The sequence below is a fragment of the Bacteroides sp. genome (genome assembly GCF_028690125.1).
GTDB lineage: Bacteria > Bacteroidota > Bacteroidia > Bacteroidales > Bacteroidaceae > Bacteroides.
In genome coordinates this window covers 42,042-55,347 of sequence record NZ_JAQVBV010000017.1, presented here as the reverse complement: position 1 = coordinate 55,347, position 13,306 = coordinate 42,042, and the positions used below count along the sequence as shown (strand labels likewise).

Annotated in this window: 10 protein-coding genes and 1 pseudogene; 8 read left to right on the top strand and 3 right to left on the bottom strand. The window is 42.8% G+C overall.

Annotated features, from left to right (window positions below; all coding sequences use genetic code 11):
- Nucleotides 1–67: 67 nt before the first annotated feature.
- A complete protein-coding gene (locus PHO71_RS12485; RefSeq protein WP_300203702.1) occupies nt 68–289 on the top strand; it encodes a hypothetical protein in 222 nt (73 codons plus the stop codon).
- A 312-nt stretch (nt 290–601) separates the two neighbouring features.
- Here PHO71_RS12485 and PHO71_RS12480 read toward each other — a convergent pair.
- Together PHO71_RS12480 and PHO71_RS12475 are read right to left on the bottom strand one after the other, a co-directional pair.
- Nucleotides 602–898, bottom strand: a pseudogene (locus tag PHO71_RS12480) (transposase); the annotation flags it as partial.
- A 556-nt stretch (nt 899–1,454) separates the two neighbouring features.
- Nucleotides 1,455–1,610: a hypothetical protein gene (locus PHO71_RS12475; protein ID WP_300203700.1), complete on the bottom strand. Its 156-nt coding sequence runs from the start codon at nt 1,608–1,610 to the stop codon at nt 1,455–1,457.
- A 489-nt stretch (nt 1,611–2,099) separates the two neighbouring features.
- Here PHO71_RS12475 and PHO71_RS12470 point away from each other — a divergent pair, with 489 nt between their 5' ends.
- From PHO71_RS12470 to PHO71_RS12440, 7 genes are all read left to right on the top strand, one after another.
- Entirely contained in the window at nt 2,100–3,350 is a 1,251-nt protein-coding gene (locus tag PHO71_RS12470; protein WP_300203698.1) for a DUF3575 domain-containing protein, read from the top strand.
- Nucleotides 3,347–4,393: a DUF5119 domain-containing protein gene (locus tag PHO71_RS12465; RefSeq protein WP_300203696.1), complete on the top strand. Its 1,047-nt coding sequence runs from the start codon at nt 3,347–3,349 to the stop codon at nt 4,391–4,393. The genes PHO71_RS12470 and PHO71_RS12465 overlap by 4 nt, the downstream gene beginning before the upstream one ends.
- 112 nt (nt 4,394–4,505) lie before the next feature.
- Entirely contained in the window at nt 4,506–5,528 is a 1,023-nt protein-coding gene (locus PHO71_RS12460) for a fimbrillin family protein (RefSeq protein WP_300203694.1), read from the top strand.
- Between the two features lie 102 nt (nt 5,529–5,630).
- Nucleotides 5,631–8,480: a DUF1566 domain-containing protein gene (locus PHO71_RS12455; protein WP_300203692.1), complete on the top strand. Its 2,850-nt coding sequence runs from the start codon at nt 5,631–5,633 to the stop codon at nt 8,478–8,480.
- 12 nt (nt 8,481–8,492) lie between these two features.
- On the top strand, nt 8,493–10,061 hold the full coding sequence (locus PHO71_RS12450; RefSeq protein WP_300203690.1) for a DUF4906 domain-containing protein: 1,569 nt from the start codon (nt 8,493–8,495) through the stop codon (nt 10,059–10,061).
- 18 nt (nt 10,062–10,079) lie between these two features.
- Nucleotides 10,080–10,637, top strand: coding sequence for a DUF1566 domain-containing protein (locus tag PHO71_RS12445; RefSeq protein ID WP_300203688.1), 558 nt, complete (start codon nt 10,080–10,082; stop codon nt 10,635–10,637).
- Between the two features lie 113 nt (nt 10,638–10,750).
- Nucleotides 10,751–10,978 (top strand): hypothetical protein, encoded by a 228-nt coding sequence (locus tag PHO71_RS12440; RefSeq protein ID WP_300203686.1) that lies wholly within the window; start codon nt 10,751–10,753, stop codon nt 10,976–10,978.
- A 179-nt stretch (nt 10,979–11,157) separates the two neighbouring features.
- Here PHO71_RS12440 and scpA read toward each other — a convergent pair whose 3' ends face one another.
- On the bottom strand, nt 11,158–13,305 hold the full coding sequence (gene scpA / locus PHO71_RS12435; RefSeq protein ID WP_300203684.1) for a methylmalonyl-CoA mutase: 2,148 nt from the start codon (nt 13,303–13,305) through the stop codon (nt 11,158–11,160).
- Nucleotide 13,306 lies beyond the last annotated feature (1 nt).

Genomic DNA, 13,306 nt, shown 5'->3' with positions numbered 1-13,306 from the left:
TTACTATATCCTGCTTCATTGCCATCTTTGATGAAAAACATGAATCCCCACAAAATAGAATAATAGCATGAAAAAAAACAAGATAACCCCAACTGCCAAACTAATCGAGCGAACTGCCCGTGCCTCTATCATTGATGAATTGCAAACGCAGACATACCTCGATAATCCACATGGAAAACGCTCACTCCGAACAGCTACTATCCGTGCTGCGGCCATCCAAACACTTGCTGCAACGCCCGGAGGTATCCCAAACAGCATTGCCAACACTTCTGAACTACAACGTGAGTAATGCCCTCAATCACAAAAGCAATGAAATAATTAATATATAAATAACTAATAGTATGAAAACAACCATATCCCCACACACTGAGACTAGGAATAGAAGTGACCATAACATGATGCGTATACAACGAACCGCACCTGAAAAAAAAAATCATCCTCACTTTTTGACCGATCGAGATCTCATACTTCCCGCTATATTTGTTTTTGTCTGTGGTGCACTAGTAATGGCCATCATCGCTATCATTTTTTTGGCTACGTCTTCTACTCTAAAATTGTACTAATTAACATGAGTTCGATGAATTTATTAGAATAAAGTAAGCTATCTATCAACCATTTTTTCCAAGTTGATAGACGGTTTCTTGGGGAAGAAGCAATATGCAGCAATTCCACTCAACAGATTCACCACAAAATCATGAAATGCCCTATGCCTTGAATGCTCTATTTGTGCAATGTTCTTGAGTTCATCATTAATGGTTTCAATAATGGCTCTTTTTCTCAGCAGTACTCCATCTGATACTTTCAGGATTGCTCCTTTCATGTTGCTTTTGAGTTTAGTAATCAATTGTATTCCATCAATAAACAGTTTTTCAAAAAGCTTTTTGCTGATGTATCCTTTATATCTCCCACCAGTTTGCCGATAAATCAAGCGAATATATTTCATCAAACTCAAGTTATTTATCTTTAGTTGCGATGCATCAGCGATATACATTATCGCTAGTGATTACCGCGTGTATTCTTTCCCAAATAGTTCATTTGCTAAATGAAAACATTAAGAATCTTCGTTCAAAAGCCCAATTTCCAAAAATAAAAATCCAAATCGTAAAATTCCTATTCTCAAATCATAAAAAAAACATTTTCCACATAAGAATATCCATTCATAATCAATTGGTTATCTTTTTTATTCTAAATATTTTTTTTAAGAAGTGATCAATTTTAAATGAAGTTATATTTGTACTAGAAAATAAATTATGAGAATCAGTAATCAAACTATGATTCGCATAATTTAGAAAATTAGATAAATGAATGCAAGGCTATTTTGCCCATTGTATGTACTAGAAGCCCAGATATTGATCTGACCTTCATCGCTCTTTGAATATTTGTCTTCTCATTCAGCCGTTTTAAAACGGTTCTATGGGTTATCTGATCTTTGAAACAACTGGGAAAAATAAGTCTCAGGTTACAATTTCACTAGCCATTTTCCCGGTTTTATTCTTTCCTTGGCAGGTAATCATGGGCATAGACTCAATAAGTAATGTCACAGAATCGCGATCAGATGGCTTAAAGAATGTAATGAGATGCTTTACTAGTTCGTTAATCGCTCCAGTCATCCAGTTCAACCGATAGTTGAATGTCTGATAAAAAGATTAGGAAACTAGAAAAGAAAATATTCTTAGTAAAATATATATAGATTTTATAAGTTTTGGTTCTTTCTCCTTGGAAAACATAATTAGAATAATGAATAGTTTCAATTTTCTAATATGCTAATTTTTAAAGACATTAAGAAGAAAACAAATGAGATAATTAACTAAACAATAACATTTTGGCCAACAGAATCAGAATGCTTTTTTAACAGCTGATTCGTATAAATTATAAAAAGATGGAAGAGGTCTTTAGACAAGACACACTAATTAGGGTTCAAATACCTTGCTTTCTCAGTACTGCAAAAGTTGCTGAGAGAGGAATTTTGTGTATTGGTACGCTACCTTATGCCATATTACTATTACAGGATAATAAACATTCTTCCGCTCGGGTTGTGCTTTCTGTAATCCAAGGGAGGATTGTGCGTATTTATTGAAATTAAAAAGTAGATTTATACAATGAAATTTTTAAGTAACATATTGCTATTCTCATTGGTTCTCGGATGCTACACCGGAGAGTGTTACGGTCAGGCAGATACTGTATCAAGGTATGTGCTTTATTTTCAATTTGACAAAAATGTACTGGATAGCCAATATATGAATAATTCAACTTGGTTGCAAGAATTTGATCGCATATTTAATGATCGAAATATTGCTTCAAAGATTGATTCGGTGGTAATTACTGCTTCGGTATCACCAGAAGGGGCGGTTAGGTACAACCAAGAACTTTCCTCACGCCGTGCAAAAGCAGTAGAACAATATCTTGTTTGCAAATATCCGTACACAAAACAATACAAAATTCTGCTTAACTCTATTGGAGAAGATTGGGCGGGTTTGCAACAACTTGTCGAAGAAGACGCTAACGCCCCCTACAAGGAACAGATATTGAAAACAATTACTTCGGATGTCGATCCTGTGATCAAAGAGTGTCAACTACGACAGATCGAAGGTGGTAGGGTGTGGAGTTATATCACCAAACACTACTTGAGACATTTAAGAGTAGCCAGAACTTGTATCGTATTTTCCCCAAAAAAGGGCATTGAAAAATGCATAGAACAGCCATTTGAAGAGTGTGTTGAGCTACCGATTGATAAAGTTGTACCTGAACAAGAGATTACAGAGCAGCGGACAACAGCTGTAGTTGAACAACCGATAGAGACTCAGGTAGAGACTCTAACAAAACCGCTTTTTGCATTCAAAACCAATCTACTGTTCGATGCTTTACTGCTACCGAATATCGAGGTCGAAGTACCGATCGGCAACCGTTGGTCGGTGGCGGGTGAGTGGATATTTCCGTGGTGGTTGTCAAAGGACAACAGCCGTGCGTTGCAGGTACAGTCGGGCAATATCGAGGGGCGTTACTGGCTCGGCAGGCGCACTAACCGAAAGCAGCTCACCGGGCACTTTGTGGGATTGTACGGAGGTGGCGGATATTATGACTTGGAAAACAAAAGCAGCGGTTATCAGGGTGAGTTTTATATCGCGGCGGGAGTCAGTTATGGCTACGGATTGCGGTTGTCCAAGCATTTCAACATGGAGTTTTCGATCGGTATCGGCTACCTCCACACCAAATACCGTCACTACCACGGTGAGCAAAATAACACCGTGCTGATGTGGCAAAACGACGGTCGCTACACTTGGGTCGGCCCTACCAAGGCAAAAGTATCGCTTGTGTGGCTAATCGGGAATAAGACAGGAGGACGGCGATGAAAAGATACCTATATATAATAATATTTGTCGTGAACATTGTGCTGTCGGGGTGCGAACGTCGCGAATTGACTTATCCTTCGCCTTATCCACTGTGTGATGTTTTGGTGAATGTTGATTGGTCGGATGTTTATCCGACACCCACCGGGATGACCGTAATGTTCTTCCCGACAGATGACACCGCCCCTACAACCGTTCAGACTAACACAATTCATTCGGCATCACCACGGCTGCGCAAGGGGACATATCATGTTGTGGTGTTTAACCAGATTCCGAGCGACTTCGGCACTTTGGAGTTCCGAGGAATGGATCACTATAGCACGATGGAGGTTTGTGCCACTGCTACCACCTCGAAATGGTATAAGACAAAAGCCAATAATGACAAGATAATAGTACGAGAACCCGAACTATTTGCGGCAGACCGATATGAGAACTTTGAGGTAACAGATGCAATGGTCGAGACAAGTATGCAAAATCGCGCACGGTCAAAGAGTATGCCTGCGGTTTCACTCAATTTGAAGCCTATGCCGATGATTTACACCGCCACGGTACGGGTAAAGATCGAAGGCATTCAGAATGTCCGGTCGATGCGAGGCTCGCTGGGCGGAATGGCTCAGGGTGCATTTATCGCCACCGCAGAGCGCAACTCGCACGGGGTTACGCACCTGCTGGAGGAGTGGACTGTGACCAAAGACGAAGGCTCTGCCACCAACGGTGAGGCAATCGTTATGATCACCACCTTTGGACAGCCCCTAAACGCACTACTTCCAACGGACAGCAAGCTATTCTTGTCCTTTTTACTGGTCGATAATCAAACTATTATCAACAAAGAGTTTAATGTGGGCGATTTAATGCAGAAAGACGAGCATGAATTTACCATCACTATTCAGATTGGCATGGGAACCAAGCCCGGTGAGGAGCCTCGCCCCGAAGATGATTCTGTTGAGTTGCCCAATGTGAAACCAGAGGGCGGATCGGATAGTGGATTCGATGCCGAGATAGACGGCTGGGATGAGGAAGAAAATGTTGATATTCCAATGGAATAATGAAGTATAATCTCAAACAGATAAGCCTATGAAAAGAGAGAACTGTTAGGTAGTGATACTACTCAAGAAAAAATAAGCAAATAATTCAATAACAATTAAAAAATTAAACAAAATGAAAAAGATTTTATTTTTTGCTACCGTGGTGGTAATCGGTTTGAGCTCTTGCTCAAAGGACGAGGTTATTATAGATCAATCACCGGACAATTTAATTGGTTTTGATACCTGCACAGGTGTTACGAACAGAGCGACAGAGATGGTAGACGCCAATTTCAAAACATTCAATGTTTCTGCCTACTATCTTGCAGATGCATGGTCGTCAGGAACAGTAGGTACGCCTTATATTAACAACGAAGTTATCGATCGGACAGGTACTTCCGCTAAGTGGGTAATTACATCAGGTAAGCATTATTACTGGCCCATGGGAACGACAGATAATCTGAATTTCTTCGCCACCTCACCAGCCCAGAACCTTTCAGGTGCTGCCTCAGGAATGCCGAGTTTTACATATAATGTGAATCCTTCTGTAACCGATCAGGAAGACCTTTTGGTTGCGCTTGCAATGAATAAAACAAAAGCAAATACAAATGGAAGTAATGGGGCTGTAAACTTTACATTTAGCCATGCTCTTACTAAAATTCAGTTTTCAGCCGCTTGTGCCGTAACTGGGGGCATGATATGCAAAGTTAAGAAGATTGAGGTAATAGATGTTTTTCCTACCAATACATACACTTTTGCAAGTAGCGGTGGAGCGTGGGCTACAGCAGAAGGAACAAAAACTAATTATACCTATTATGAAAATAGCACAGGGAGTGACATAAGCACTGTGACACCGAGTAAAACAAATGTAGATGGAACAAACGGTGCTTTGATGATGGTGCCACAAACAATAGGTACAATCAATATTCAGGTGACATACGATGTGTATCAAAACGATATTAAGATCGCAGACTTCACTACAACACCTAAAAAGGTAGCCATTACAGATAATTGGGAAAAAGGTAAAAGTATTCGTTACAACCTTGTTCTGCCAGCAACAGGAGGTACTGGAGGTGCATCAGAAATTACATTCACAACAGATGAACTTGGAGCTTGGGATAGTGAAGGTGCAGCTGACGTGACAGTGCCGGCTAATTAATCGTGCGAATAGACATTATCGCATAACACCGGTCGGTGGGGGTTGGATCTCCCCCTCCGATCACCAAAGCAACCGCAAAGCGTTGCATAAACAACAAAAAATATGAAATTATACGGATATTTGATAGGTCTATCGTTGCTTGTTACCGTATCGGGCTGCAATAAGGAGGAGCTACCCTATTACGAGCCGAGCGGTGATGCCATAGCCTTTCACGACGGAGATAGCTGGACGCGGGCAGCGGTAAAGACGAGCTTCGCAGAGGGAGACAAGATAGGTGTGTTTGGTTACTATTTGCCGAGTGGCACGTGGAGTGCCAACAGCAGTAATACTGCGCCCAATTTTATGTACAACAAAGCGATGACCGCCGCTACAAACGGCAAGGATTTCACCTATTCACCTACGATGTACTGGCCTGCCGACACTGATGCTAGCCTCTCGTTCTTCGCTTATTACCCCTTCACCGACAACAACGGTATCACGGTATCCGATCAGACTACAACAGGTGCCCCGACGCTGACCTATACCGTAAATCCAGATGTTACCAAACAGGTCGATCTGCTTACCTCCAAACCACTCACCGACCGCAAAAAAGCAGACGGAGCGATCGCATTCGAATTTAAACATGCCCTGACTCGAGTAAGCATATCGGGGAAACTGGCCGATACCTCAATGGATCAGGTCGTTATTACGTCGGTCAAACTAACCTCTGCTAAATCGACAGCCATCTATAATTATTCGACAAATTTATGGAATGTGCAGAATGGCTCGGCAGAATATACGGCTTTTACAGGTGGCACTACACTACTGACCCCTACCGCCACAAACCTTATGAGTGATAATAAATATATGATGTTGATACCTCAAAATGCCTCTACCTGCATATTGATTGTTGATTTCACAGTAAACGGCATAGCACAAACCACGCAGAACGTCGCTATCGGGGGCACTTGGACGAATGGTCAGTCGGTAAACTACACCATCTCGGTTGATCGCAACCGAACACTCACGTGTACAATGAATGTTCTTCCGTGGAACGATAGCAACATAGACGGAGCAATAGGCGCGGTGCCACAGCCTGCGCCACTCTATTATGGCGATGCGAATAATAATGGAAACATCACCACTTCACTGCTAGGTTTTACCACAACAAGCTACAACAGCTACAGAGAGGGTCAGTATCAAACAGAAGATGTTTTCGCTAACGAACTACCTTTCTATCGGTTAGAGGTGGCGCTTGAGGATGAGGTAAACATGATGACATGGAAGCAGGCTATGGATGCTTGTAAGAATAGATCTACCAATGGTACAGGTTGGCGTTTACCGAGGATCGCAGAGGTACAGTTGATGTACAATAACAAATCTTCGCTTGAGTCTGTTTACGGCTTTACCAAATTTACTTCTGACTCATACTGGGGTGCTACTGAGAGTGGACCGGATGCCGGTTTCACCATCGAATTTACCAACGGCTCGTTCGCGGGAAAAGCGAAAACAGTACCTGCTAGCGTGCGTTGTGTACGTGAGGTGCCATTACTTTTTGTGCCGTTCTATTACGGTGATCCGAATAATAATGGAGCAATAGTCACCGATCTATACGGAGCAACTACATCGAGCTATAGCTACGAGTCCGCAGACCACTATTTAACTTTCTCTACTGCTGACGACGTATTCAAAAACGATTTTCCATATGCAAAGTTGCAGGTAGCACCAACAAACGAGATAAATGACGCCAATATTAGCTGGAAGGATGCAAAGGTTATCTGTGATGGGAAAATGAGCGATGGCGGAGGTTGGCGATTGCCGAGAGTTTCGGAACTACGCTTGATGTACAATAACTACCAAACACTTAATGATATTCCGGGTTTTGAGCGATTAGGTTCTTCTACATACTGGAGTGGTACGCGATATATGGATAATTACAGTTGGTATTTTACAGCTAATACCGCTTATAGTGATTATGCACAAAATACTAGTCAGTATAAAGTACGTTGTGTACGCGAGGTGCCAATGTTGCCTTATGTACCGCTCTATTACGGCGATGATGCAAATAACGGAGGAAGCACCACCAGCCTATACGGTGCGACCGCAATGAGCTACAACAACGAGCCCGCAGACCACTATTTAACTTTTCCTACCGGTGAAGAAGTATTACAAAATGATCCTCCATACGCTAAATTACAAGTCGCGACAACAAACGAGAGCATAAGTCTTACTTGGAATGAGGCAAAAATGGCTTGTAAGAATAAAACTACCAATGGTACAGATTGGCGATTGCCGAGAGTTTCGGAGCTATTGTTGATTATGAATAACAGATTAACACTTAATGCGATTGCGGATTTTCAGCCAATAGACGCTAATAATGCCTTTTGGAGTGGTACGCAGTACGATACTGATAATTGTTGGTATTTGGGGAATTCTGTTACTTTTGGAGCAAAGACACTAACGTTCAGAGTGCGTTGCGTACGCGAGGTGCCAATGTTGCCTTATGTGCCTCTCTATTACGGTGATGATGCAAATAACGGAGGAAGCACCACCAACCTATACGATTCGACTACAACAAGCTACAACAACGAGCCCGCAGACCACTATCTAAATTTACCTACTGGTGACGAAGTATTCAAAAACGATCTTCCATACGCTAAGTTGGAGGTAGCGGTAGCAGACGAGAAAAATGAAAATGTCAGTTGGGATGAGGCAAAGACTGCTTGTGATAGCAAAACTACCGATGGCACAGGTTGGCGCTTACCAAGACTTTCGGAGCTATGCTTGATGTACAATAACCTAGCAAAACTTAATACTATTATCGGTTTTCGCCCAACAAGCTCTAGAGCATACTGGAGTGGTACGCAGCATAGCGATGTCCAGAGTTGGGCTTTTGGGTTGAGTACAGGAGTTTCATGGCCTCAAGCAAAGGAAACGCAATATAGGGTACGTTGTGTCAGGGAGGTGCACTAAAAAAGATAGATTATGAAACATTTTTGTATTTTGATAGTTGTGGCAGCAGCAATGGCGAGTTGCACAAAAGATGGGCTAACCGATGACAGTACGATCCCTGTGGGAGAGCCTGTAGAGGTGTCGCTGAACTTGAGTAGCGTACAGATGCAAACGCCTACTGACAGGTCTGGGGTAACGAAATCCCTCGACAGCAGAGCGTCCGAAAGCCGTGTGATAGCCTCGGACCGCAGTGCAGCAATGTTGGTCGAACTCATCGAAGAGCCTGTCGCCCTATCGACTCGTGCTGTGGACGATGATGCTATTGCCAATATATGGGTATTCCAGTACAATGGCACGGAGACGACCGCGAAGTTATCCAAGAAAAGTTATTATAGCACTAAGCCTGACAAAATCATACTTGCAGCAGGTACAGAGCAACGCGTGGTAATTATTGCCAATACGAATGACACATCATTTGATACAGGTATGACGGTAGGCACATCCACCTACGCAGATCTGCTAGCTAAGACTCAGAGTGTTACCGACGAGGCGTCGCTGCTAACAGGAGGTGGAATTAACTTACCGATGAGCGGTATCTGGACAGGAGATCTCGAGACAGAAGGTGCTACCGTCGAAATGGATGTCATACGTAATGTGGCGCAGGTTATCTTCAAAGTGAAGACGGGCAGTAATCTTACCGCCACCGATTGGACAATACAGATGTGCAGCGTGCCAGACGTGAGCTACTCAATGCCACATCAGAACGAGACCGCCATATTTCCCTCAACCGTTACTTCTGTCGATTACGCCGCGCAGCCTATCACCACAATGAGTAGCACCGCATTCAGCACGTTCAGTTGGTATGTGCCGCAAAACAGACGCGGAATGGTGGAAAACACAACGGCTCAAACTCGCAAGACAAATGCCCCCTCAGGTGCTACTTATGTAAAGATTAGCGGTATGACCCACGGTGATGGTTGGATTTACACCCTGCATCTGGGTGCCGACTTCGCCACCGATTACAACCTAAGGCCCAACTATCGCTATACCTACGAAGTGACGCTCTATCCCGATCCCGACAATACCGACTCGCGGGTGGAAGTGTTAAACCTTTATGTTGGTATGTTTGGCGGCGAATTGTTAGAGGATGAATCCGGTGTGTGGCAGTTTACGAATAAACTATATGTAGATGCGGTGGATAGTGAGGGGCTGTTGTGGGCAAACGAACCAAGAAACAATATAACCACCCATAAAAATAACGGCAAAGGAAATACTTGGACGTTGAACACAGGAGATAACTCAACCAAATATCCTGCTGCCAATTATTGCTTCCAAAAAAACGTGGGTTGGGAATCACTCGGCTCAACAACTGCCCCGAATTACGTTTGGTACTTACCTGCACAGAATCAATTAATGGGCGTTTGGATCGCAAAAAACGGATTAGATACCGACATCAATATTCTCAACCATTGGAGTTCTACAGATTTTGGGAATGAGGGGAAAAGCTGGTTTGTGGGTTTCGGAGGCGGTACAACTATTTCTAACCCCCAAAATGTAATGGGCGGATACCTCGTGCGCTGTGTAAGAGAAGTTAAACCGTAGATTAAATAATTGAAAGATATGAAAAAACTGATTTTAATAATTTACTGCCTAGGGCTTATCAGCCTTGGAGTATGGGCGCAAAAGGCTTATAAAAAAGACAATAAGCTCATACTTGACTGCTCGGCATCGAGCGGTTTCCCGCAACGTGCTGTGGAAAAAAACAAGAAGCAGAAATGTGTTTTGGGTGCGCCTAGTCTCACTGCATTCAGAAATGTAAGTGCATCGAACCCCTATAATTCGGAGAACGATAAAGTATACATAAAATTGGAAGTGGCAAACTATAATTTGGGTACACACGGACTCAACATTGGAGTAACAAAAATGAACTGGGTAGATGCATATAATGGATGCAAAAATTTGACATACGACGGAGGAGGTTGGAGGTTGCCTACGCAGCGGGAATTGATGATGATATGGATTTTCAATTCCATGTTTCTTCTAAATTCTGAATATTTTTGGAGTGCTACTGAAACTGGCGTACAGACCCAAAGTTGGTATGTCACCTTCATTAATGGCATGACCAATTGGGACGCAAAGACATCTCTTCACTACGTGCGTTGCGTCAGAGAGTTGTAACGCTTTATAAAACGATATCAAATAAAAACGTATGCTATCATCTGTATCATAATATTATTTTAGTTCTCCTGCATAGAAGTAGGAGAACTAAAAGCAATGAAATAACTAATAGTATGAAAACAACCATATCCCCACACACTGAGACTAGGAATAGAAGTGACGACAACAATAACATGATGCGTATACAACGAACTACACCTGAAAAAAAAAATCATCCTCACTTTTTGACCGATCGGGATCTAATACTTCCCGCTATATTTGTTTTTGTCTGTGGTGCACTAGTAATGGCCATCATCGCTATCATTTTTTTGGCTACTTCTTCTACTCTAAAATTGTACTAATTAATAAGAGGTAAACAACAGGCTATCGATATAGCAAAAAGAACCTGAAATAACCTTTAAAATCTGCGAATAAAAACTTAAAAAGAAAACCCGGTAACAATCTTTCGACTACTACCGGGTCACCTCAATTCCTCACGAACATTTGCCAACGAGCAACGTTCGTATCATATTGTATTCTTTTATTCTTCGCTCATCAGAATTTCGAGAATCTGACAAGCAGCTTTCGCAACCGGAGTACCAGGACCAAAGATCGCAGCAACACCCGCTTTGTACAAGAAATCGTAATCTTGCGCAGGAATTACACCACCGGCAATCACAACGATATCTTCACGACCCAGCTTTTTCAACTCTTCCATAATCTGCGGGATCAATGTTTTGTGTCCGGCAGCCAATGAAGATACACCAACTACATGAACATCATTTTCTACCGCTTCACGGGCAGCTTCTGCCGGAGTTTGGAATAACGGTCCCATATCCACGTCGAAACCACAGTCAGCATACCCCGTTGCAACTACTTTGGCACCACGGTCGTGACCGTCTTGTCCCATTTTGGCAACCATGATACGAGGTTGTCTTCCCTCTTTTTTCGCAAACTTCTCAGCCAATTCACAAGCACGCTTGAAGTCGCTATCATTCTTACTTTCTGATGAATACACGCCTGATATTGTTCTAATTATTGCTTTATAACGTCCTACCACTTGTTCGCAAGCAGATGAAATCTCACCCAACGTTGCACGAAGATGAGCTGCCTCAACAGCCAATTCGAGTAAGTTACCTTCCTTCGTCTCTACGCACTTGGTGATTGCTTCGAGGGCTTTCTTCACTGCTGCCTCATCACGACCTTCTTTCAGAGTCTTCAGATTCTCAATCTGTTCTTTACGAACAGCAGTGTTGTCTACTTCAAGAATATCAATCGGATCTTCTTTTTCCAAACGATATTTGTTCACACCGACAATGATCTGCGAGCCACTGTCAATACGAGCTTGTGTACGTGCGGCAGCTTCTTCAATACGCATCTTAGGGATACCGGTCTCAATCGCTTTTGCCATACCACCCAGCTTCTCTACTTCCTGAATCAGATCCCAAGCTTTGCGAATCAACTCATTGGTCAATGACTCTACATAATAAGAACCACCCCACGGATCTACATTCTTACAGATATTAGTCTCTTCCTGAATATAAATCTGAGTATTACGTGCAATACGTGCGGAGAAATCTGTCGGAAGAGCAATAGCCTCATCCAACGCATTGGTATGCAAAGACTGAGTATGTCCTAAAGCTGCAGCCATTGCCTCGATGCAAGTACGTCCCACATTGTTGAACGGATCTTGTTCGGTCAGTGACCAACCGGAAGTCTGAGAGTGTGTACGCAATGCCAATGATTTGGGATTCTTCGGATTGAATTGCTTCACAATCTTTGCCCACAGCATACGTGCAGCACGCATCTTGGCAATTTCCATGAAGTGATTGGTTCCGATAGCCCAGAAGAAAGACAAACGGGGGGCGAAAGCGTCAATATCAATACCCGCCGCAGTTCCGGCACGGAGATATTCCAGACCGTCAGCCAGCGTATAAGCCAACTCGATATCTGCGGTAGCCCCTGCTTCCTGCATATGGTAACCGGAGATAGAAATAGAGTTGAACTTAGGCATTTTCTGTGAAGTATATTCAAAAATATCAGAAATGATCTTCATAGAGAATGCAGGCGGATAAATATAAGTGTTACGCACCATAAATTCTTTCAAGATATCGTTCTGGATGGTACCTGCCATTTCTTCCAGATTAGCACCTTGTTCAAGACCTGCATTGATATAGAATGCCATAATAGGAAGTACGGCACCGTTCATTGTCATGGAAACAGACATTTTATTCAAAGGAATGCCATCGAATAAAACTTTCATATTCTCCAATGAACAGATAGATACACCTGCTTTACCAACGTCACCCACTACTCGTTCATGATCGGGATCATAGCCGCGGTGTGTAGCCAAGTCAAATGCAACAGACAGCCCTTTCTGACCGGAAGCCAAGTTACGGCGATAAAAAGCATTTGATTCTTCCGCAGTAGAGAATCCGGCATACTGACGGATAGTCCAGGGACGAAGAGTGTACATCACTGAATATGGACCACGCAGATAGGGAGGAAGTCCGGCAGCATAGCCAAGGTGTTCCATTCCTTCAAGGTCTTCTTTTGTATAAACAGGCTTTACTTCAATATGTTCCGGTGTCTTCCAATCGGCAGATATACCGTTAGCCTTCTGCCATTCAGCACCATTTGCAGGCTGAAATGCGGCATATATATCTAGGTTTTTAAAATCTTTTCTCATC